The sequence below is a fragment of the Rhodomicrobium sp. Az07 genome, assembly GCF_018619475.1.
Lineage (GTDB): Bacteria > Pseudomonadota > Alphaproteobacteria > Rhizobiales > Rhodomicrobiaceae > Rhodomicrobium.
Window position 1 is genome coordinate 22,023 of the sequence record NZ_JAHFZG010000012.1, and the last position, 22,509, is coordinate 44,531.

The 22,509-nt window shown below is 63.7% G+C and carries 18 protein-coding genes and 1 tRNA gene; 8 read left to right on the forward strand and 11 right to left on the reverse strand.

Annotated elements, in window-relative coordinates:
- Positions 1-100: 100 nt before the first annotated feature.
- The gene (locus KKP04_RS10140) at positions 101-910 is read left to right on the forward strand and encodes a polyphosphate kinase (protein WP_215030349.1); all 810 of its coding nucleotides are present in this window, start codon (positions 101-103) and stop codon (positions 908-910) included.
- A gap of 125 nt (positions 911-1,035) precedes the next feature.
- Here the strand turns inward: KKP04_RS10140 and infB are convergent, their stop codons facing one another.
- The 5 genes from infB to KKP04_RS10165 all read right to left on the reverse strand — a co-directional run bounded on the left by infB (position 1,036) and on the right by KKP04_RS10165 (position 8,153).
- A complete protein-coding gene (gene infB / locus KKP04_RS10145) occupies positions 1,036-3,921 on the reverse strand; it encodes a translation initiation factor IF-2 (protein ID WP_215030351.1) in 2,886 nt (961 codons plus the stop codon).
- Positions 3,918-4,637 (reverse strand): RNA-binding protein, encoded by a 720-nt coding sequence (locus KKP04_RS10150; protein ID WP_215030354.1) that lies wholly within the window; start codon positions 4,635-4,637, stop codon positions 3,918-3,920. The genes infB and KKP04_RS10150 overlap by 4 nt, the downstream gene beginning before the upstream one ends.
- Positions 4,609-6,324, reverse strand: a complete 1,716-nt coding sequence (gene nusA / locus KKP04_RS10155) for a transcription termination factor NusA (RefSeq protein ID WP_215030357.1) — start codon at positions 6,322-6,324, stop codon at positions 4,609-4,611. Before nusA ends, KKP04_RS10150 begins: the two co-directional genes overlap by 29 nt.
- Positions 6,305-6,970: a ribosome maturation factor RimP gene (rimP, locus tag KKP04_RS10160; protein ID WP_215030360.1), complete on the reverse strand. Its 666-nt coding sequence runs from the start codon at positions 6,968-6,970 to the stop codon at positions 6,305-6,307. The genes nusA and rimP overlap by 20 nt, the downstream gene beginning before the upstream one ends.
- A gap of 205 nt (positions 6,971-7,175) precedes the next feature.
- Positions 7,176-8,153, reverse strand: coding sequence for an NAD(P)H-quinone oxidoreductase (locus KKP04_RS10165; protein WP_215030362.1), 978 nt, complete (start codon positions 8,151-8,153; stop codon positions 7,176-7,178).
- 266 nt (positions 8,154-8,419) lie between these two features.
- Here KKP04_RS10165 and KKP04_RS10170 point away from each other — a divergent pair, with 266 nt between their 5' ends.
- The gene (locus KKP04_RS10170) at positions 8,420-8,947 is read left to right on the forward strand and encodes a DUF1465 family protein (protein WP_215030365.1); all 528 of its coding nucleotides are present in this window, start codon (positions 8,420-8,422) and stop codon (positions 8,945-8,947) included.
- Between the two features lie 63 nt (positions 8,948-9,010).
- Positions 9,011-9,322, forward strand: coding sequence for a carboxymuconolactone decarboxylase family protein (locus KKP04_RS10175; RefSeq protein WP_215030368.1), 312 nt, complete (start codon positions 9,011-9,013; stop codon positions 9,320-9,322).
- Between the two features lie 9 nt (positions 9,323-9,331).
- Here KKP04_RS10175 and KKP04_RS10180 read toward each other — a convergent pair whose 3' ends face one another.
- Together KKP04_RS10180 and polA are read right to left on the reverse strand one after the other, a co-directional pair.
- Positions 9,332-9,637 carry a hypothetical protein gene (locus tag KKP04_RS10180; RefSeq protein ID WP_215030371.1) on the reverse strand — a complete coding sequence of 102 codons (306 nt, stop codon included), beginning with the start codon at positions 9,635-9,637 and terminating at the stop codon, positions 9,332-9,334.
- Positions 9,638-9,660: 23 nt separating this feature from the next.
- Complete coding sequence (gene polA, locus KKP04_RS10185) at positions 9,661-12,612, reverse strand: DNA polymerase I (protein ID WP_251134029.1); 2,952 nt, start codon at positions 12,610-12,612, stop codon at positions 9,661-9,663.
- Positions 12,613-12,768: 156 nt separating this feature from the next.
- Between polA and KKP04_RS10190 the strand changes: the two genes are divergently transcribed.
- A tRNA-Arg gene (locus KKP04_RS10190) sits at positions 12,769-12,845 on the forward strand.
- 30 nt (positions 12,846-12,875) lie between these two features.
- Here the strand turns inward: KKP04_RS10190 and aguB are convergent.
- The 3 genes from aguB to KKP04_RS10205 form a co-directional block, all read right to left on the reverse strand.
- The gene (gene aguB, locus KKP04_RS10195) at positions 12,876-13,730 is read right to left on the reverse strand and encodes an N-carbamoylputrescine amidase (RefSeq protein ID WP_215030374.1); all 855 of its coding nucleotides are present in this window, start codon (positions 13,728-13,730) and stop codon (positions 12,876-12,878) included.
- On the reverse strand, positions 13,730-14,755 hold the full coding sequence (locus KKP04_RS10200) for an agmatine deiminase family protein (protein ID WP_215030377.1): 1,026 nt from the start codon (positions 14,753-14,755) through the stop codon (positions 13,730-13,732). The genes aguB and KKP04_RS10200 overlap by 1 nt, the downstream gene beginning before the upstream one ends.
- Before the next feature lie 95 nt (positions 14,756-14,850).
- A complete protein-coding gene (locus KKP04_RS10205) occupies positions 14,851-16,794 on the reverse strand; it encodes a hypothetical protein (protein ID WP_371818762.1) in 1,944 nt (647 codons plus the stop codon).
- Between the two features lie 245 nt (positions 16,795-17,039).
- On the opposite strand from KKP04_RS10205, the gene KKP04_RS10210 reads away from it, so the two are divergent.
- Positions 17,040-18,941, forward strand: coding sequence for a potassium transporter Kup (locus KKP04_RS10210; RefSeq protein WP_215030380.1), 1,902 nt, complete (start codon positions 17,040-17,042; stop codon positions 18,939-18,941).
- Positions 18,942-18,947: 6 nt separating this feature from the next.
- Here the strand turns inward: KKP04_RS10210 and KKP04_RS10215 are convergent, their stop codons facing one another.
- Entirely contained in the window at positions 18,948-20,078 is a 1,131-nt protein-coding gene (locus KKP04_RS10215; RefSeq protein WP_215030383.1) for a putative zinc-binding metallopeptidase, read from the reverse strand.
- A 218-nt stretch (positions 20,079-20,296) separates the two neighbouring features.
- On the opposite strand from KKP04_RS10215, the gene KKP04_RS10220 reads away from it, so the two are divergent.
- From KKP04_RS10220 to KKP04_RS10230, 3 genes are all read left to right on the forward strand, one after another.
- Complete coding sequence (locus KKP04_RS10220) at positions 20,297-20,668, forward strand: response regulator (RefSeq protein ID WP_215030387.1); 372 nt, start codon at positions 20,297-20,299, stop codon at positions 20,666-20,668.
- A 112-nt stretch (positions 20,669-20,780) separates the two neighbouring features.
- Positions 20,781-21,695, forward strand: a complete 915-nt coding sequence (locus tag KKP04_RS10225; protein WP_215030390.1) for a diacylglycerol kinase family protein — start codon at positions 20,781-20,783, stop codon at positions 21,693-21,695.
- Entirely contained in the window at positions 21,692-22,489 is a 798-nt protein-coding gene (locus tag KKP04_RS10230) for a metallophosphoesterase (protein ID WP_215030393.1), read from the forward strand. The genes KKP04_RS10225 and KKP04_RS10230 overlap by 4 nt, the downstream gene beginning before the upstream one ends.
- Positions 22,490-22,509 lie beyond the last annotated feature (20 nt).

A 22,509-nucleotide genomic window follows, 5' to 3' on the forward strand; every position in this document is an offset into this window, starting at 1 on the left:
AACGAAAGAGGCCCAGCTTCGGGCGTCATCCGCTCGCTTCCGCTGCATCGATTCTTAATGCCCGCTCCCGATCATGGAGGGGCATGATTGGAGATTTTTCGTGAAGGCAGACAAATTCATTGTGAGCGGTCGACCGTCGCTCGCCTCTCTCGGCGACGGCCATCACGTCGATCAGAAGGATTACAACCACAAGCTCGTCCCCCTGCAAAAGACGATGCAATCCATTCAGCAGGCGTATCTCGGCACGCGCGAACATGCCGTCATCGTGCTTGAGGGGTGGGATACGGCAGGCAAAGGCGGCGTGATCCGGCGTCTCGGCTGGACGCTCGATCCGCGCAGTTTCAAGGTGCACCCGATTGCCGCGCCATCGCCGGACGAGAAAAAGGAACACTATCTTCAGCGCTTCTGGCAGCGGTTGCCCGAGCATGGCCAGATCGTGGTGTTCGACCGCTCTTGGTATGGCCGCGTACTCGTCGAGCGCGTCGAAGGACTGGCGAAAAAGTCGGAGTGGAAACGCGCCTATCGCGAGATCAACGAGTTCGAACGCTTGCTCGTCGATGACGGGGCGCGCCTCGCGAAAGTGTTCATGCACATCTCCGCCGAGGAACAGCTCAAGCGGTTCAAGCACCGGCTCACCGATCCGCTGAAGCGCTGGAAGCTGACCTACGAAGATTTCCGCAACCGCGATCATCGGGCCGACTACGAAAACGCCATCGAGGATATGCTCGAAAAGACGTCGACGGATTATGCGCCGTGGTTTCTCGTTCCGGCGAACAACAAGAATTACGCCCGCCTCGCCGTGTTCAAGATCCTGATCGAAAGGCTGGGAAAGGGTGTCGACCTCACTCCAAAGCCGCTCGACGAGAAGACGGCCGAGGCCGCGCTGGCGCTGTTCGGCGAACTGGAATAGCGGAGAAGCAACGAGACAAAAAAAGCGGCGATGGACGCCGCTTATTCCTGCCGAGCGGCATGCGCCTCATTCGGCGCGCCGCATGCGAATATTGCCGGGGCGCGAAAGCTGCGCGCCCCGATATTCTAAAGGCTCCGCGTCTCGATGTGAGTGCGGAAGCATTCGATCGTGTCGCCTGCCTTGAGGTCTTGATTGCCCTCGAACGCCATGCCGCATTCCTGGCCGACGACCACTTCCTTGACTTCGTCCTTGAAGCGCTTGAGCGTGGACAGCTTGCCCTCGTGGATGACGACGTTGTCGCGCACCAGACGCACGCTCGCGCCGCGCTCGACCTTGCCTTCCGTGACACGGCAGCCCGCGACCTTGCCGATCTTCGAAATGTTGAACACTTCGAGAATCTCGGCATTGCCGAGGAACTCTTCGCGCGTGATCGGCGCGAGCAGGCCCGACATCGCCTTTTTCACATCGTCCACGAGGTCGTAGATGATGTTGTAATAGCGGATTTCGATGCCGTCGCGTTCGGCCTGCTGCTTCGCCTGCGCGTCCGCGCGGACGTTGAAGGCGATGATGACAGCGCCCGAGGCTTCGGCCAGCGCAACATCCGAGGATGTTATGCCGCCCACGGCCCAATGGATGATGCGCGCCTCGACTTCGTCCGTGCCGAGCTTTCCCAGCGCGGCGTTGATTGCCTCGACCGAGCCTTGCACGTCGCCCTTGATGATGAGCAGGAATTCCTTCTTTCCGCCCTTGGCGGCCTGCTTCATCATCTGTTCGAGCGAATTGCGGGCACCGGCACCGACCGAGCGCACGTCGCGCAGCTTGCGCTGGCGGTGTTCGGTCAGTTCGCGAGCACGCCCTTCGGTTTCCACGACGGCGAGCTGATCGCCGGCTTCCGGCGCGCTGTCGAAACCGAGCACCTCGACCGGCGTCGACGGCCCTGCCGCGACGACGTTCGAGCCCTTGTCGTCGATGAGCGCGCGCACGCGGCCCCAAGCGCGGCCAGCCACGACGATCTGACCGACCTTGAGCGTACCGCGCTGCACGAGCACGGTTCCGACCGGCCCGCGACCGCGTTCGAGCTTGGCCTCGATGACGATGCCTTCCGCCGGGCGATCCGGGTTGGCCGTAAGTTCGAGAACTTCGGCCTGAAGCGCGATCGCCTGAAGAAGCCTGTCGAGGTTGAGCTTCTGCTTGGCCGACACTTCCACTTCGAGCGTGTCGCCGCCCATGCTTTCCACCACGATATCGTGAGAAAGGAGGTCGGTGCGCACGCGCAGGGGATCTGCGTCCGGCTTGTCCATCTTGTTGATGGCGACGATGATCGGCACGCCCGCTGCCTTGGCGTGATTGATGGCTTCGATCGTCTGCGGCATGACGCCGTCATCGGCCGCGACGACGAGCACCACAATGTCCGTAACCTTCGCGCCGCGGGCACGCATCGCGGTGAAGGCCGCGTGGCCCGGCGTGTCGATGAAGGTCACGGGGGCGCCGTTAGGTGTCGTGACCTGGTAGGCGCCGATATGCTGCGTGATGCCGCCGGCCTCGCCGGAAACCACGTTCGCGTGGCGGATGGCATCGAGCAGCGACGTCTTGCCGTGGTCGACGTGGCCCATGATCGTGACGACCGGGGCGCGAAACTGAAGCGTATCGGGATCGTCGGTCTCGCCGATGAAGCCTTCCTCGACGTCCTCTTCCGTGACGCGCTTCACGCTGTGGCCGAATTCCTCGGCGACGAGTTCGGCCGTATCGGCGTCGATCACGTCGTTGATCTTCAGCATCTGTCCCTGTTTCATCAGGAACTTGATGATGTCGACCGCGCGTTCCGCCATGCGGTTCGCAAGTTCCTGAATGGTGATCGCTTCGGGCAGAATGACGGTGCGCTGAATCTTGAGACGCTCCTGCCGCGCGCCTGAAGCCTGAAGCTTCTGACGTTCGCGCTGGCGTTTGAGGGAGGCGAGGCTGCGTTCGCGCTGCTGGTCGTCGAGCGCGTTCGAAAGCGTGAGACGTTGGCGGCCGGTGCGCTCCGTGACCGTTTTCTTGACGGGTGCGGGAGTGGCCACCTTTCCGGGCAGACCCCGCTTTGCGCGGCGGTCGTCTTCCTCGGTATCGGCACCACGGGCGCGAGCACCGACGGCGGCATCGCGCGTTCTATCGGGGCGAGCGGCCACTTCCGGGATCGGAGACGCGGGCGCAGCAGCAGCGGCGCCGCGCGGACCGCCAAAACCGGGTCTGGCACCGGGAGCGCCCTGTGGCCGTGCGCCATCCGGGCGAGCGCCGGCTGGCCGCGTTCCATCGCGGGCGGGGCCACGGGCGTCGGTCGGACGCGCATCCGGTGCGCGCGGTGGACGGCGGTCGTCTTGCGGACGGGCGATAACGCGCACGGTGTCCGGACCGACACGGCGCGGCGGCTCCGGCGGGCGTGCGGGGCGCGCCGCAGGAGCCACGGATACGGATGTGGCTTCCTGTCTTGCGCGTTCCTGCGGAGGTTCCGGCTTCGGTTCAGCCGCCTCTTTCGCCTGGAGATGGGCCGTCTCCTCGGCGAGCTTCCTCGCGGCGGCTTCGTCCTCGGCGGCGCGCTTCTTGTCTTCGATGGCGCGTAGAGCTTCTTCTTCGCGGCGGCGCGTATCTTCGATCTCGCGTTCGCGCTTGAGGATTTCCTCGCGCTTGCGTGCCTCGACCAGCGCACGGGCGCGTGCGTCGACCTCACCGGCCGAAAGCTGGCGCAGAACCTTTTGCGGCCGCTTGTCGCCACCCTGCTCGGAGCCGGGTTTCTGGAAGGCTCGATGCTCGGGCTTCTGTGGCGCGGGCTTCTGGACTTGCTGTTGCGGCTCTTCCGCCATGCCAGGCCCCGTTCCAGGGCGCTTGCGCTTCGTCTCGACCAGAACGGATTTCGACCGGCCGTGGCTGAAGTTCTGGCGAATGTGGCCCTGTTCGACCGTCCGCTTCACGTTCAGCGACATCGTCTTGCGGCCAGCCGCCGGTTTCGTGTCCGTTTCTTTCGTTTCGCTCATTCTCTATCCTGACGCAGCGAATGCGGCTTCGCCTCGCTTGCGCAATACCCGCTGAACCGAACGAGAGCTTGCAAGAACGCGGTTGTCGCCCCGCCTTCCTTAAGTCCCGCATGTATTACATTCGTGCTTCCCGTCGCCAAGCTAATTTCGGCTGATGTGAAGCAATTTTCCGGCTCGATGTGATTCGCGCCCGAATATAAGGCCTTGAACTTCCTGTCGAGCTTGTCCTTCCCGTCCGCGGCCGCGCTGTCGGCATGGAGAAGAACCACGATTTCACGCCGCTTCAGTGCGTCGTCGACCTTCTGAAACCCCGTGACCACAAGCCCGGCCTTATTACAAATCGACAAGCGTTCTAGCACAGACCGCTTAAAAAGCTGTTCAACCTCAGAGGAAAGGCTTTCGCTTACGGTAACCGGCCGACGAAAGACTCTCTGAAAAGCGCGCCGCTTGACGGCATCGCCTACGGCCTTTCGACCGGCTGTGACCCACACGCCCCGCCCCGGGAGGTTCCCCTTGATGTCGGGGACGACCTCGTCCTCGGGGGAGACGACGAAACGGAGAAGGAAAGGCTTTTCCTTTCTCGCTCGCTCCGTGACGCAGGTTCTGATCGGGATATTGTGCGTGTCGCCTTGCTCGCACTCTGATAAATGTGCCTTTTCCTCGTCAAAGTCCAGTATCGGTTCCGGATCAGAGCGCTTTTTCTTGGTTTTGGGCATTCTCGCCCCCTTCCTCAAGCGCTTCACCGTCCGCGTCCTCGTGGCTTTCCACCTCGGCGCCCTCGTCCTCAGGCGCTTCCGGGCCATCGTCAAGGCCATCGGCTTCGGCAAGTTCTTCCTCGGGCTCTTCCGGCGCCTCGATCCAGCCCGCCTTCACGCGGGCGGCGATGATAAGATGCTCGATGTCGGACTTCGAAAGGTCGAAGCCCTGAAGGATGCCGGGGTTCTGCTTCGTCTGGCCGTGGGCGCGCTCTGTCCAGCCGGCCAGTTCGTCGGTGGCGCAGTCGGCGAGATCTTCGACCGTCCTGATGTTGTTTTCGCCAAAGGCGACGAGCATCGCCGTGGTGACGCCCGGAACCTCGGCCAGTTCGTCCTCGACGCCGAGCGCCTTGCGTTTCTCGTTGAGTTCGGCTTCCTGCCGCTCCAGAAATTCGCGGGCGCGCTCCTGGATTTCCTGCGCGGTGGTTTCGTCGAAGCCTTCGATGCTGGCGACCTCATGCGCGTCGACAAAGGCGAGTTCCTCGACCGAGGCGAAGCCTTCCGACACGAGAAGCTGCGCGATCATCTCGTCCACGTCGAGCGCGTTGACGAAGGCGGCGGTCCGCTCGGCGAATTCCTTCTGGCGGCGCTCCGATTCCTCGGCTTCCGTCAGGATGTCGATGTCCCAGCCCGTAAGCTGCGAGGCCAGGCGCACGTTCTGACCCTTGCGGCCGATGGCGAGGCTCAATTGCTCGTCCGGCACCACGACTTCGATGCGCTCCGACTCCTCGTCGAGCACGACCTTGGCCACTTCAGCGGGCGCGAGCGCGTTCACGATGAACGTTGCCGGGTCGCCCGACCACTGGATGATGTCGATCTTTTCGCCCTGAAGCTCGTTCACGACGGCCTGCACGCGGCTGCCGCGCATACCGACGCACGCGCCGACCGGATCGACGCTCGTTTCCTTCGAGACCACCGCGATCTTCGCGCGGCTGCCGGGATCACGCGCCACCGATTTGATCTCGACGATGCCGTCGTAGATTTCGGGCACTTCCTGCGCGAACAGCTTCGCCATGAATTCGGGGCGCGTGCGGGAGAGGAAAATCTGCGGTCCGCGATTTTCCCGGCGCACGTCATAGACATAGGCGCGCACGCGGTCGCCGAGCTTGTAGTTTTCGCGCGGCAGCGTCTCGTCGCGGCGGATGATCGCCTCGGCGCGGCCAAGGTCGATCATGACGTTGCCATACTCCGCACGTTTCACGACGCCGCTGACGATCTCGCTCATGCGATCCTTGTATTCCTCGAACTGACGCTCGCGCTCGGCCTCGCGCACCTTCTGCACGATGACCTGCTTGGCGTTCTGCGCCGCGACGCGGCCGAAGTCGAGGGGCGGCAGTGGCTCTGCGATGAAATCACCCACCTCGGCTTCGGGGTTGCGCTTCATCGCATCCTTGAGGCTGATCTCGGTCGCGTCGAGCGTGACGCGCTCCACCACTTCGAGAAGGCGCGACAGGCGGATTTCGCCGGTGCGCGGATCGATCTCGGCGCGGATCTCGTTTTCGCTGCCGTAGCGCGACTTCGCGGCCTTCTGGATCGCGTCTTCCATGGCGGAAAGCACGAGCGTGCGGTCGATCGACTTTTCGCGCGCGACCGCATCCGCGATCTGCAACAGTTCCAGCCGGTTCGCGCTAATTCCGGATTGCGCCATCGTTCAACTCCGCGTCTTCGATTTGTTCGTCTTCAATTTCGCCGCCTTCGGCCCAGTTCTTGCCGGCGGCTTTTGCCTTTGCGAGCGAGGCGCGGATCAGTTCGTCCGTCAGCACAAGCTTCGCGTCGTGAATGAGGTCCACCGGCAGGCCGATGGTTTGCGGCTCGCTCTTCTCGTCAAGCTGAACCTGAAGCAGCATTTCGCCGTTTTCGTAGCCTTCGAGAATGCCGCGAAAACGCTTGCGGCCATCGATCAGCTCTTTCAGTTCCACCTTCGTCTCGAAACCCGCCCAGTCCTCGAAATCGGACGGGCGCACAAGGATACGGTCGATGCCGGGCGACGAGACTTCGAGGTAATAGCGGTCCTTGATGGGATCGTGGGCGTCCAGCAGCGGCGAAATCCGGCGCGAGATTTGCGCGCAATCGTCGACATTGATCGCGCCGTCCGCCTTGTCGGCCATGATCTGGATCGTGGCGCCGTCGCGCTTCGACATCGTGACGCGCACTAGGCGGAAGCCCATGTCTTCAAGCACCGGCTCGACGAGAGCGGCGAGGTCAGCCGCCGGGCCGAATTCAAGCGCGAAGCGGTTTGTCGGCGCGGAAGGTGCCGCTGGTTGGATCGGTGCCGTGTCTCTCTCTTCTTCCATGGAATCCGGTTCGCAGCGCTATCGAGGCGCCAGATAAAGAAAAAGAGCGGACCGGCCGGCCCACTCTTCTTCAGAGTCTGATTTATTGAGCTGACAAAAACATAGGCGAAACGCGGTCACGGTGCAAGGCTTTTGGCCGAGCGGCGGCTTTGCGTTCGGCGTTGCGCAAGCCATCCAACGCCGTGCGCGGCGAACACCGCCCGCGTTAAACCGTCAGCACGATCTTGCCCATATGGGCGTTCGTTTCCATGTGGCGGTGCGCTTGCGCCGCTTCCGCCATCGGGAACGTCTTGTCGATCACCACGCGCACCGCGCCGCTCTCGATCAGCGGCCACACCTTCTCTTCCAGCGTGCGCGCGAGTTGCGCCTTGAACGCCGCCGAACGCGGGCGCAGCGTCGAGCCGGTGAGCGTGAGGCGCTTCAGCATGATGGGCATGAGGTTCACCTCGACCTTCGCGCCCTTCAGGAATGCGATCTGCACGATCCGACCGTCCTCCGCCGCGCAGCGGATGTCGTCCTGAATGTACGAGCCGCCGACCATGTCGAGGATGACGTTCACGCCCTTGCCGCAGGTGAGTGTCTTTATCTCTTCGGCGAAATTCTTCGTCCGGTAGTTGATCGCGGCCTCCGCGCCGAGGCTCTCGCAATAGGCGCATTTCTCGTCGCTTCCGGCGGTGGCGAAGACGCGCGCCCCGAAATGGGCCGCAAGCTGGATCGCCGTCGAGCCGATGCCACTCGATCCGCCATGGACGAGGAAGCACTCGCCCGCCTTCAGCCCGCCGCGCTCGAACACATTGTGCCAGACGGTCATGAAGGTTTCCGGCAAGCACGCCGCTTCCGCCATGCCTAGCCCCTTCGGCACGCGAAGACACGATCCTTCCTGCGCGACCGCGTATTGCGCGTAGCCGCCGCCGGATGTCAGCGCGGCCACGGTGTCGCCCGCTTTCCAGCGCGTCACGTCCGCGCCGACCGCCACAATCCTGCCCGAAACTTCGAGGCCGGGGATGTTCGACGCGCCGGGCGGTGGCGGGTAAAGCCCCTGCCGCTGGAGCACGTCGGGCCGGTTCACGCCCGCGGCGGCCACCTCGATCAGCACCTCGTCAGCCTTCGGTTCGGGCGCGGCAACGTCGTCGAGCGACAGCACTTCAGGGCCGCCGGGTTCGCGAATGATGATGGTTTTCATGAATTTTCCTCCGGCGCTTCGATGCCAACTGCGGATCTTTACTCCAACTTAAGACGGACGCGTTAGACTTCTTGTAATGTAAAGCTGGGTCGACCCTGAAACACCTCCACAAACTTTTTGAGAGCCGCCATGATGCGGCTCTTTTTTTTGGGCTAGGTCAGTCAAGCTTGGCCGTGCGTTCACCTTTTGAAAGGCTGTTGCGGCTATGCTGGCGTAAGGTGAGGGTTCCGGTCCGGGCAGGGTCGGAAGTGGTGCGTAGGGACTCCATGAAAAGCTCCGGCGTTGTAAATGACCTACCAAAAGCGGCGCTGCTGTCGTTCGGGGATCGGTTCACGACATCCCCGCAGTTCGCCCGGCTCTATCGCGAGGGGATGGACCTCGTGGAGCGCACGGCCGAATATCTCGACGGTCCGGGCAGGACGGAATCGAAGCTTCTGACGCCACCCGCGAGCTTCGCCTATTCCTCCGAAAGCATTCGGCTTACCACGCGGCTCACGCAACTTGCATCGTGGCTTCTCGTGCGCCGCGCCATCGCTGCGGGCGAAATCACCGCCGCCGAGGCGCACAATCACCGTCACCGCGTGACGCTGTCGCCGCAAAGCGCCACCCTGCCCGAAGGCTTCGACGCTCTGCCCGAAACGTTCCGCTTCCTCATCGCGGAAAGCCATCGCCTGCACGACCGCATCATGCGCCTCGAACGCATTTTCGCGGACGGCGCCGTGGCCGCGAACGAGATGGCCTCGCCGGTCGGCGGTCATATCGAAAAGATCCGGCTGGCTTTCCCGGCGGCCTGACGCGCCGCGCAACGGGCTTTAGCTACCGACGACATGGTGGCGGTCCTGAAATGGAGGGACGCCATGACGATTTCCAAAGCATTTCAGATATTCCTGTCACAAGCGCCCGATCACGCGAAAGCGTGGATGGGAGCCGTGCACGGGCTGGACGGCGCAAGCGCGCTCGACAAGAAGACCGAGGAGTTGGCCTATCTCGCGGTGCTCGCCGCAGCCCGGCTCACCTCCGGCATCCCGTTTCATGTGCAGTCCGCCAAGGCGGCGGGCGCGAGCCGCGCGGAAATCATCAGCGCGGTTCTGATCGGGCTTCCTGCCGTCGGCAACAGTGTGATCGAGGCGCTGCCCGTCGCGCTCGCGGCTTATGACGGCGAGGGGTGACGGGGGAGGTTATACCCCCTTTTGCGCTTCAATCCGTGCAAACTTGACCGCGGTCGCAATGACTCGATCGATAACCAAGTCCCCGAGGATATAAATATCCGGATAATTTTGTCTAATATATTCCCGCGCGTGACCATGAAATATTTTGGTTTTTTCTTCGTCGCTTAACCCAGCCTCCCACGGCGATGTCTTCTTGAACTTGGTTTCAAGATTTAGATACACCAGACAAAGCTTGAAGCTGCAATCCTCTAATTGCTTCCCGATATCTTCACGTGGGCCGTAATTTTTTGGGCGTCGCCGAAGCCATCCGAACATAATTTACCCTCTCGATAACCAAACTAATGCGCCTCGTCCCAGTTCTGCGCGGCGCGGGCATCCACCTTCAGCGGCACGGAAAACGCCACGGCGGGCTCGGCGGCGCGCTCCATGACCCGCGTGACGGCCTTGATCGTCGCCTCAACCTCGGCGTCGTCCGCCTCGAACACGAGTTCGTCGTGCACCTGAAGCAGCATGCGCGCACGGACGCCCGCCTGCTCCAGCGCGGCGGGCACGCGCACCATCGCGCGGCGGATAATGTCGGCGGCGGTGCCCTGAATCGGCGCGTTGATCGCCGCACGCTCAAAGAATTGCCGCATGTTCCACTTCGGCGTCTTGATCTCGGGGAAGTGGATCTTGCGGCCGAACAGCGTTTCCACATGGCCGTCTTCATGCACCTTCGAGCGCATCGCGTCCATATAGGCGCGAATACCGGGGAAGCGCTCGAAATACCTGGCGATATAGTCTCCGGCCTCCTGACGCGGGATGCCGAGTTGCTGCGACAGGCCGAAAGCGGAAATGCCGTAGATGATGCCGAAATTGATGGCCTTGGCGCGGCGGCGCACCTCGCCCGGCATGTCTTTCACCGGCACGCCGAACATCTCGCTCGCCGTCATCGCGTGGATGTCGAGCCCCTCGGCAAACGCGTGTTTCAGCGCCGGAATGTCGGCCATGTGAGCCAGCACGCGAAGCTCGATCTGGCTGTAATCGGCGGAAATGAGCTTCTTCCCCGGCGCTGCGATGAAGGCCGAGCGGATCATGCGGCCTTCGCGCGTGCGGATGGGGATGTTTTGCAGGTTCGGCTCGGTGGATGAAAGCCGCCCCGTCGAGGTGGAGGCGAGCGAATAGCAGGTGTGGATGCGGCCCGTGTCGGCGTCGATGTGCTGGGGCAGCGAGTCGGTGTAGGTGCTCTTGAGCTTCGCGAGTTGTCGCCATTCGAGGAGCTTGCCGGGCAGGCGGCGCTGGTCTTCTGTGAGGTCTTCGCTCGAAACGAGGTCTTCGAGCACCTTCGCGCCCGTGCTCCATTTGCCGGTAGAGGTCTTCTTTGCGCCGGGCAGCCCGAACTTGCCGAAAAGCAAATCCGCGATCTGCTGCGGCGAGCCGATGTTGAAGCGCTGGCCCGCGAGTTCGTAGATCTCATCCTCAAGGCGCGCGAGGCTCTGCGCGAAGTCGGCGGAGAGGCGCGAGAGCACCGCGCGATCCACCTTGATGCCGTTGAATTCCATCTGACCGAGCACAGCGGGCATCGCGCGTTCGAGCGTCTCGTAGACGGCGGCCATGCCTTCGGCGGCAAGCCGCGCGCGGAACAGGTGCCACAGGCGCAGCGTCACGTCGGCGTCCTCGGCGGCATATTCCGTCGCCTTGTCGACCGCGATGCAGTCGAAGGTGGATTGCGCCTTGCCCTTGCCCGCGACATCGGTGAAGGCGATGGGCGTGTGGCCGAGATGGCGTTTGGACAGTTCGTCCATGCCGAAGCCCGCAAGCCCGCCGCGTCCCTGATCGCAGGCATAGGCCATCAGCATCGTGTCGTCATACGGCGCGACGCGGATGTCGCCGTGACGGCGCATGATGAGCGCATCGTATTTGATGTTCTGGCCGATCTTCAGCACGCTGTCGTCTTCGAGCAGCGCCTTGAGGCGGGGCAGGGCGCTCTCCATCGGAAGCTGCGCGATCTCGCCCGCTCCGGTGAAGTCGAGGCCGTCGCCCGCGCGATGGGCGAGCGGAATATAGCACGCGCGGCCCGGCTCCAGCGCGAGCGCGACGCCGCAGAGCTTCGCGGACATCGCGTCGAGTGCGGTCGTCTCCGTGTCGAAGGCGACGAAGCCCTGTTCTGTCGCCGCCGCGATCCAGTCTTCGAGCGTTTGCAGGTCCGTCACCTGCACATAGAGCGAGCGGTCGAACGGGATCGACTTGAGCCACGCTTCCACGCGGCGCGCCTCATCGGCGGGCGTGTCGCCGCCAGGGGCTTTCTCCGGCGCATCGCCCTCGACATCGCCAATAGGCGAAGGCCGCGTCATCTCACCCGTTGACGGTTCGACGCCGAACGCCTCGGAAATGCGCTTCGTCAGCGAGTTGAATTCCATCGTGCGCAGGAATTCGAGCAGCGCGTGCGGGTCCGGCTCTTCGACGGCGGTGAGGTCGAGCGGCTTTTCGACCGGCATGTCGCAGGAAAGCTCCACGAGGCGGCGCGAAAGTCGCGCCTGATCGGCAAACTCGATCAGCCGCTCGCGCCGCATTTTCTGCTTGATGAGCGGCGCATTGGCGAGCAGGTTTTCGAGGTCGCCATAGTCGCGGATGAGTTCCGCCGCCGTCTTGATGCCGATGCCCGGCACGCCCGGCACGTTGTCGACCGAATCGCCCGCGAGCGCCTGCACATCCACCACCTTCGACGGCGGCACGCCGAACTTCTCGATCACCTCCGCCTCGCCGATCACCTTGTTCTTCATGGTGTCGAGCATGGTCACGCCGGGGCGGACGAGTTGCATCAGATCCTTGTCAGACGAGACGATCACCACATCCGCGCCCGCATCCGCCGCCTGACAGGTGTAGGCCGCGATGATGTCGTCCGCCTCGTAGCCTTCCTGCTCGATGCAGGCGACGTTGAAGGCGCGCACGGCGTCGCGGATCAGCGCGAATTGCGGCACGAGTTCGGCGGGCGGCTCGGGGCGCTGCGCCTTGTAGGCGGCGGAAATTTCGGTGCGGAAGCTCGCGCGGCTATGGTCGAAGATGACGGCGAGATGCGTCGGCGCGTTCTCGCCCTTCGTCTCGCGAAGCAGCTTCCACAACATGTTGCAGAAGCCGTGAACGGCGCCGACCGGCAGCCCGTCCGAGGGCCGCGTCAGCGGCGGCAGCGCGTGGAACGCGCGGAAGATGTAGCCCGAGCCATCGATGAGATAGACGCGGCTGCCGGGTGGCACTGCGGCTTCGACGGGAGCGGAAACTGGCTTTTCGGCGAGCGATGGGGCGGCTGTCATGCATGGAATATAGGCGGGTTCGAGGCGCCGGGCCAACCCCAATCGGCGGGCATCGACAGGCGCGTGAAGGAGGCGGAGACAGGGAAATGTTCGCCTCGCGAAGCGAAAGATGACTTATTGCGACGGCGCGGCGCTTCGGTTATGCTCCGCCCGCACGCACCCGTAGCTCAGCTGGATAGAGTACTAGATTCCGAATCTAGGGGTCACAGGTTCGAGTCCTGTCGGGTGCGCCATTTGCACAAGTCGCCAAGCATATAGGCACGCTATTTTACAAGCCCACCATAAAGCTCTCCGCGCCGATCCCTGAAAAACCCCCAGTCGGCACGGTATTGTTCGATCTCCGCGAGGTCGAAGCTCGCCACCAGTACGCCCTCATCCGTATCGCCGAAATCCGCGACGAGTTCCCCAGTATGGTCGGCGATGAAGCTGTGGCCGTAGAAGCGCTGCATCGCGCCGTCATTATCTTCAAGCCCGATGCGGTTCGCGGCGATCACGGGAATCGCGTTCGAAACGGCGTGGCCCTGCATCGCGCGCTGCCAGCGGCGGTGCGTGTCGAGCGCGTTGTCGTAGGGCTCGGACCCGATGGCGGTAGGGTAGAGCAGCACGTCCGCGCCCTGGAGCGCCATGGCGCGCGCGGCCTCGGGGAACCACTGGTCCCAGCAGATGCCGACGCCGATGGTCGCGAAGCGCGTCTTCCACGCCGCGAAGCCGGTGTTGCCGGGCCGGAAGTAATATTTCTCCTGATAGCCGGGGCCGTCCGGGATGTGGCTCTTGCGATAGACGCCGAGCACCTCGCCGTCCGCATCCGCGATGGCGACGCTGTTGTAATAGGCGGGGCCCTCCTTCTCGAAGAATGAGATCGGGATCACCAGCCCAAGTTCACCGGCGAGTTTCGCGAGCGCGGCCACGCAAGGGTGCTCGCGCGCGGGGTGCGCCGTGGCAAACCATTTCGGATCCTGCCGCGAGCAGAAATAGATGCCCTGGAACAACTCCGACGGCAGCACGATCTGCGCGTCGAGCGCGGCGGCCTCGCGCACGTAGAGTTCCGTCTTCGCGATGTTTTCCGCGATATCGGGGCCGTAGGCGGTCTGAATTGCCGCAACCGTAAGCTTTGCCATTACGCCGGTTCCTGTTGGGTGATGCAATGGAATGAGCCGCCGCCCGCGTCGCCGAAGCCGAGAAGCCCGCGCGAGGACACGCCGACCACGCGGCGGCCGGGAAACACCTCGCGGAGCGCGCCAAGTGCCGCGTCTTCGGTGGCTGTGCCGTAAACCGGAACCACGACGACGCCGTTCGCGATGATGAAATTCATGTGCGACGCGGGCGAAAATTCGCCGATCGCGTTGCGATAGCGGCCGACGCCCGGCACGCGCACCACCTCGACCTTACGGCCGCTTGCGTCCGTTGCCGCTTCGAGTGTCGCCGCGATAGCGTCGAGCGTTGCGGCGTTTGGGTCGTCGTCGCCTGCTGGCGCTTGGCAGACGACGACGCCCGGCGCGACGAACCGCGCTATGTTGTCGATATGGCCATCGGTGTGGTCGTTCGCCAGCCCCTCATCGATCCAGACGATTCTTTTCGCGCCGAGTGCCGCGCCGAGCGCCGCCTCCGCCTCGGCGCGCGTCCAGCCGTTGCGGTTGGGGTTGAGCATCGTCTGGCGCGTGGTCAGAACGGTGCCTGCACCGTCATGGTCGACTGCGCCGCCTTCCAGCACGAAATCGAAGCGCCGCACGGGCACGCCGGCAAGCCGCGCGATATCGTCGCCGACGGTTGCGTCGTCCGGCAGGTCGAACTTGCCGCCCCAGCTGTTGGTCCCAAAGCGAAGCGCGACCTTCTCGCCGGAGCCGGTGCCATCACCGATCCGCGCGAAGATTGGTCCCGTATCGCGCAGCCAGATGTCGCCATAGCGCGCGGGGACGATCTCGGCCGCGCCGCCAAGCGTCGCTCGCGCCGTCGTCTCCGCCTCTGCGCCATTGACGAGCAAGCGCACGGCGTTTCCATCCGCCAGCGCGCTCACGAGCGCCGCAACATCGCGGCGCGGCGTTTCGAGATCGCCGTTCCACTCGTCCGGATCGGCGGGCCACGCCGTCCATATCGCCCTTTGCGGCGCCCACTCCGCCGGTACCGAAATTGCTTCGCCGCTCATCGCTCTCTGGTCCTTCGCTGATGCCAACATCTAAAGCGTCTGTGAAGGAGTTCAAGCCGACTTGCGATCGTAGTCGCCGTCATGCGGCGCGCCGCTCAAGCCCGCGGGGGACGCCGCCGTTCATGGAACCACACCCGATAGTCTTGCATCTTCGTCCGCTGGGCGGCGGGGGCGCGGCGCTTGCATGTCGAGGCCTCGTCGGTTCCTTGCGGCGCGCCCCAGCGCAACTCGACGCAATCATTCACATTATACGCCATTTCGAGCGCAATGGACCGCTCGACCACATCGCCGAGTGCAAGCGGCCAGGCCGAGCCATCGCTTCGCGTATAGGAGAACCGCCGGCTCGCCAATTCCGAGGCGAGAGCGTTCTCAAGGTCCACTTTCACATCAGCCGCGCTCTTGTCCTTCGGCATGGCATAGCGTTCAGGGCGCCGCTCCACGCGATCCGGGAAACCGCGAGCCACATCGATCGCGATCAGGAGACGCAGATCGCGGGACGGCGTCGCAAAATCCTCCCACGCACCGGTCGTCTCGAAGATCGACGGGCCGTCCGGCATGTCGGCATCGCCGCGATTGCCTGTCTGGAACTTTCGACCGTTTTCAACCGACGTCACGCGCGCCTTGACCTGCTCTTCGAGCGCGGCGATCACCTCCAGCAAAGCGCGCGACGGGTCCAGCGGCTCCGGGGACATCACGTCTTCCATCCGGTCGTAAAAGTCCTCCACGTCGAGCCGCGACTGATCGAGGGAAAAATCCCCGTATTCCGGGCTTTCAGAAATTTCAGCGTTCGAAAGACGCCTCAGGGCGCCACGCTCTCGAACGATAGGCCGGAAGTGCTTGAAGCCCGGACTTCCAAGCGCCGGATCTTGCGCGAACAGAAAATTGCCTCGCCAGAAGCGCTTTCGCGCGACCGTGCCATCCGGTTGTCCATCGACGGCGAGGAAGCTGCCCGCTCCCTCGGCGGACTGCGTCACGCGCTTCACGAGCATGAGCACATGACCATAGGGATCGGCATAAACGGTTCCCGGCCTCAGCGCCTGCGAGGTGAGTGCCACCGGGTAATAATCGGTGTTGTTGTCCGCTGCCAAGGTCCGCGCCGATCCGGAATGCACGCCATTGGCGACAGCCGGGAGATAGCGCGCGAATGAAGCGGCGAGACCAAGCCTTCGCGGTGGTGTTCGCGGCTGAGGCACCGATTGACGGAACAGAGCCGGCAGCGGGTTCGATGCAATCTCCGGTCTTGGCGGGCGCGCGGGCTCAAGCGTCTGGCTGTTCGACCATTCGAAGCACCGAGGCCCTTCGCCGCCGCCGCCGCGGGTGCACTTCGAGAAGCCGAAGGGGAGCCCCATCTTGAAGGCGAAATAGGCGCGCAGAAAATATGGCAGGTCGGCGCAATCGGGACGCATCACGATGTTCTTCTCGTCCTCGCGCAGGCCCAGGTGATTGAACAGGAGGTTGCGGGAGCGGTCGCGCATGACATCGTGCAGGACGGCCCACGATGGGGAAGCGTCGAGCGGCGCGTCGAAAAGCGTCTCGATCCACGCCGAATAGAGATTTTCGGTCGCCCGGTTCCACGCGGCGCGAAGAGGCCACACACCGACATTCCCGGCTTGCATCGCTGCCGGCCGGCGGTCCCGCACAACGATGTCACGCGTGATCGCCTCGCAAGCGCCTGCGGAACCAAGCTTCGCCTTCCATGATCCGGCTGCGGGAGATGCGACTTCCACGATCCAGAAATAGGGCGATCCACCGCGCCTCTGGGCGGTTTTCACGGCAATCGTTCCGTTGGGGGCGACGAGGGACAGTTCGCCGTCGAGCGGCTTCCCGGAAGCAAAGACGACGCGCAACGGCGCGCCCTTCCACGGCGCGAGCGGCGAGTTCAACACCGCGATATCGGAGGCGTCGGCGCAAGCCCCCGAAGCCTTGGCGCGGGGCTCGGCAAGCGCCGGAAGACAGACCAACATCGCGATCGCGAGGAAGAAAATGACCTTCGCGGCAAGAAACCGGCGCGCTAAGAGCACTGGAGCCCCCTTTTTCATGACCGAAGGCAGGCTAGTCGGCTTGGCTTGAGCGAATCTTGTTCGGCCGAACCCCGATGAGGGCGCCCGGCGCGGCGCTCCCCCAAGCGACGCACGAGCGATTTTTCCAATGCTTGAGAAACCTCTATCAAAGCCGTAACCCGGTTGTCATAAAGCCTCGTCTCAAGCGAACACGGATCGTTTCAGCGGGAAACGTGTTTGCGATTGGCTGAATGTTGAACGGCGCGACGAGGGGGCGGCAAGCCATGGCGACTGAAGCATTGACCAAGGCCGAGCCGCAGCCGCTCCGCAATGCAGCGCTTATCGGCGCGCTCGGCATCGTGTTCGGCGACATCGGCACGAGCCCGCTCTACGCCTACAAGGAGGCGCTCGCTTCCGCCGGAAATGTGGACGCGCTCAGACCCATCGCTCTCGGCTGCGTGTCGCTCGTGTTCTGGGCGCTGATCATTGTCGTGTCGATCAAGTATGTGCTCGTGATCATGCGCGCGACAAACGACGGCGAGGGCGGCGTGATGGCGCTGACCGCGCTGGCCGTGGATGCGTTGAAGTCCGAGCGCTCGCGCGAAATCGCGATCCTTGTCGGACTCGTCGGCGTCGCGCTGTTCTACGGCGACTGCATCATCACACCGGCGATTTCGGTTCTCTCGGCCGTGGAGGGGCTGGAAGTCGCGACGCCCGTGTTCAAGCCGTTCATCGTGCCCATCGCGGCGGGCATCCTCGCTGCGCTTTTCCTGCTGCAATATCGCGGTACGGCGTCCATCGGCCGAATCTTCGGCCCGGTCATGATCGTCTGGTTCACCGTTCTCGCGCTGGCGGGCATTCCCCATATCGTCGCCCGACCCGACATCCTCGTCGCCGTGAACCCCATGTACGGTCTCGACCTGATCGCGACGCATGGCTGGATCGGATTCCACGTGCTCGGCTCGGTGTTCCTCGCGCTGACGGGGGCCGAGGCCCTTTACGCAGACGAGGGCCATTTCGAGGGCAAGGTGATCCGGATCGACTGGTTTTCGATCGTGCTCCCGGCGCTGATGCTCAACTATTTCGGTCAAGGCGCGCTCGTGCTCGAAAACCCCGAGGCGCGGGCCAGCCCCTTCTTCTATCTGTTCCCCGACTACCTCCTTTATCCGGCCGTCGCGCTCGCGACAGCGGCGACCATCATCGCGAGCCAGGCCGTCATCACCGGCGCGTTCACCATCACGCAACAGGCCGTCTCGCTCGGTTTCATGCCGCGCATGGAAATTCGCTTCACCTCGAAAACGGAGGCGAGCCAGATCTACATTCCGCAGGCGAACTGGCTCATGGCGGCGGCGGTGCTCGGCCTCGTCCTGTATTTCGAATCGTCGAGCGCGCTCGCGGGCGCATACGGTCTCGCCGTCGCGACGACGATGGTGGTCTCGACGCTGCTTGTCGCCGTCGTGGCGCGCCATGTCTGGGGGTGGAGCCTCATCAGGACGGCGCTGATCATTTCACTTTTCCTCGTCGTCGACCTCGCCTTCTTCGGCGCGAACCTCATCAAGTTTTTCGAGGGCGGCTTCCTGCCGGTGCTCGTGGGCGCGGGGATCTTCACGGCAATGGTCACGTGGCGGCGCGGCCGGGTGGTGCTCAACGAGCGCATCGCGCGGGAAAACCCGACTTTCGAAAATTTCTGGGACGAGGTCAAAGGAGCGGATATGTGCAGGGTGCCGGGCATCGCCGTTTATCTGACAAGTCGCCCGGATCGAATTCCTCCATCTCTGCATCTCAATGTGCGGCACAACAAATGCCTGCACGAAACGGTCGTGCTCCTGACGGTGATCACCGAACGCATTCCGCGCGTGCCGAAAGAGAGGCGCGTTTTCGCCGAGGAACTCCAGCACGGTTTTATCCGCGTCATCCTTCGCTTCGGCTTCGCTGAAACGCCGAACGTGCCCCGCGCGCTCCGGCGGGCGGCGGCGGAGCGGCGCGCGGAACTGTTCTTCGATCCGGCCGCCGAGGTCTCCTATTTCGTGGGCCGCGCCATCCCTGTCCCGTCGACTTCACCCGACCTTTCGGCGCTTCAGGAGCAGGTCTTCATCATTCTCACGAAGAACGCAACGACCGCCACCAACTTCTTCTGTATCCCGCCCGAAGACGTGGTGGAACTCGGTACGTTCATCGAAATCTGAACGAGGTCAGGCAAAGAGGTTGGCGAGTCGCGTCGCAAAACCGCGGTTCTCGGCTGTCGCCTTGGCCGAAGCGGCATTGGCGCCCTTCGCGCGAATGATTTCGTGGACAACGCGAACCTTGTCGATGACGGCAGGCGAAATCACGAAGGGATAGAGATCGTCGATGCCCATGCTGCGATTGATGCTGTTTACCGCGAAGGTGACGGGAAGCCACGCGTCGATGATCGTCTCGAAATCCTGCCGCGTGTACGGATCGAAGCTGACGCTCGCGGCAAGACTGTCGTCCTGACCGGCTCGCGGGCGCACGTGAATGCCGCACGCGTAGGCCGTCTCCAGCGTGTCGACCATGTGCAGATAATGCGCGAAGGTCTCGGCCCAATCCTCGTGCGGATGCGCGCTCGCATAGGCCGTAATGTGACTTTCCTGCCAGGCAAGAGGCGCGCCGTTCGCGTAGTGTTCCTTCAGCGCCTCACCATAATCCGCCGTCTCGTCGCCGAAGGTGGCGAGGAACAGGTCGTAGCCCGGCCGCTGCGTCACGATCCGGTCGAAATAATAATGCGCGATTTCGTGGCGAAAATGCCCGAGCAGAGTGCGGTACGGCTCGTGCATGCTCTGGCGGATCTTCTCGCGGATGGCGTCTTCGGCCTCGGCGACGTTCAGCGTGATGACGCCATTGTCATGGCCGGTGATGATCGTGCCCTGCCCATCCGCGCCCGGCGGCGGTGCGAGAAAGTCGAAAGCGATGCCGGAATCCAGCGCTTCGGTCTTGCTCTCGACCGGCAGGCCCAGCCTCAAGAGACTGTAGACGAGGCGATGCTTCGCCGCCTCGATGCGCCGCCACCGGCGCAGGTTCTCAGGCACCGTCAGGTCTGGAATGGTTCGGTTCAGAAGGCAGGCGCGGCAAAGATCTCCCGGATTGTCGACGAGCCAGTTGCATGCGCCATGCTCGTAGTTGGCGCAGTACGAGACGGCGTGGGCGGCGTCGACCAAAGGCGTGAAAGTCCCGTCGCCGTTCGGCCTCAGAGCCGTCATCTGCGCGACATCGGGAAGAAAACCAAGGGCATAGCCGCAACGTTCACACACGGTATTTTCGAAATAGACCAGTTGCCCGCAATGCTGACATTCGAAAAGCTTCATCGTCCACTCCGGTTGCGTAACGCTTGAGATTAACACAAATGCCTCTCTTTCGATCCGCTCATTAATTATCAAGCGGCCCAAGCTTTGCTCGAAAGAAAAGCCGATAGACGGCTTTTGCCAAAGTGCGGTAGTGTCCCAGCTCTATCAGAAACAGACGGGTTTCACACATGCGGGCTTACCCGCCGACTGAACCGGCTTCCGATTGCATCAACAGGAAAATGGAGAATTCACTCACCGGCGTGCGCGTGTTTTTCGTGGAAGACGAGGTTCTCGTGGCCATGCTCATGGAGGATTTTCTCGAAGAGCTGGGTTGCGTCGTGGCCGCCTCCGCGCACAGGATCGGCACCGCACTGCAAAAACTCGATCAGGTTTCCTTCGATGTGGCAGTGCTCGACATCAACGTCGCGGGCGAGACCATAACGCCGGTTGCCGAAGAACTCGAACGGCGCAACATCCCCTTCGTCTTTGCGAGTGGCTATTGCGGCGCACCGGATGAACGGTACGCGAGTCGTCCGCTCCTTATCAAGCCTTTCGGGCAAAGCGATCTCGCCACCGTTCTGCTCAAGGCTCTCGGGAAGTGCTCGGCGTAACCGAGCCTCCGCCGGACGCTCACGCGAGTGCGGCAGACGTCCACGCATTCTTGAACCGGCGCCCGGTTCCGGTGTTTAGGATCGGTCGACTGGAAGCGCGGGGGGGACGAGAATGCGCGTGCATGCGGTCATCAACGGTCGCGCGGGGCAAACGCTTGGCGTCTCGGGCGACAGCCTGGCCGACAAGACGCGAGCGGCGTTCGAGGCGGCGGGGCACTCGATTACCGTAAACCTCGTCGAGCCGGACACGATGGATGCGGCGCTCCAACGCGCGGTTGCGGCCAGTCCCGACGTGCTTCTCGCGGGGGGCGGCGACGGCACCGTCACCAGCGCGGCGCGACGCGTGCTCGGTACCGGAACCGCTCTCGCCATCCTTCCGCTCGGTACGGTGAACCGTCTCGCGCGCGATCTCGGCATTCCGCTTGAGCCCGACGCGGCGCTCGCAGCGCTGGCCTCCGGCGAGTTCCATAAGATCGACGTCGCCGAGGTTAACGGCGAGCCGTTTCTCTGCAACTCGCTGCTGGGTTTGCCGCCAAAGATCAGCGCCGAGCGGCAGGCCTTGCGCGGCCGCCCTCTGGGCGAGAGGCTTCGCGGCTATTTCGCGCTTCTGAAAACGGTGATCGCGTCACGCGGTCGTCTCGACATCGCCATCGATGGAGCGGAGGAACACCGCAAGCGCGTGCGGGTATTTTCGCTGGCGGTTTCGAACAACCTCTATGACGAGCGCCCAAGTCTCGTGTTTTCCCGCAAGGCGCTCTCCGATGGAAAACTCGGAGTTTACATCGCGAAGCCGCATAGCGGGCTTGGTCTGATGTGGGTGCTCGCCCGCGCCGCGCTCGGGCTCTGGCGGGGCGACGACCGCCTCGAACAACTCAGCGCCTCGGAGGTCACGATCATGACGCGGCGCAGAAAAACGCTACGCCTGTCGAACGATGGCGAGGTCGTGCGGATGCGGACGCCGCTCACATACCGGGTCCGGCCCGCAGCGCTCACCGTGCTCGCGCCTGTTTCAAAAGACTCGCGATGAAAATTGCCCTTTGCGCGGACCTTCACTTCGGCAGCGTGCCGGTCGGCCTCGAAGACGCGCTGCGCGAAGCGATGGAAGCGGAACGCCCCGACGTGATCGTGGTCGCGGGCGATCTGACGCTGCGCGCGCGACGACGCGAATTCGAGGCTGCGAAGACCTGGCTCGCCGCGCTTCGCACGCCCGCGCTCGTGCTGCCTGGAAACCACGACCTGCCCTATTTCAATCTGCTTCAGCGCTTCGCCGACCCGTTCCACCGCTTTCATCAGGCGACCGGCACACCGCATCTGATGCCGGTGTTCGAAGGCGGCGGCGCGGTACTCGGGTTCAACACGGCGCGGTCCTGGCAGCCGCATCTGCGCTGGCAGGAAGGCGCGGCGCGGCGGCGTGACATCGCAGCGGCAGAGGCGGAATTCGCCGCGATGCCGCCGGGTGCGTTCAAGGCCGTGGCCGCGCATCACCCGTTCCTGCGCGTGCCGGGCGAACCGCGCGCGCGGCCGGTGCGGCGCGCGGATGAGGCGCTGCGGGCGTTCGCGCGGTCCGGCGTGGCGCTTCTCATGTCGGGGCATACGCACCGAAGCTTCGCCATTGAGGCGCAAGCGGGCGGCGGCGGTCGATTAGTCGCGCTGGGCGCGCCGACCGCGCTTTCGTCGCGCATGCGGGGGGAAGCAAACGGCTTCTGGATCGTCGAGGCGGACGCGGCGGCGATAGCCTGCACGCTCTGGCTCCGCGAGATTGCGCCGGGCCGTGCCGACCGCTTTTCCCCATCGCCGACGAAATCCTTTGCACGCGGCTGATCTTCCGGAACGGGCGGCGT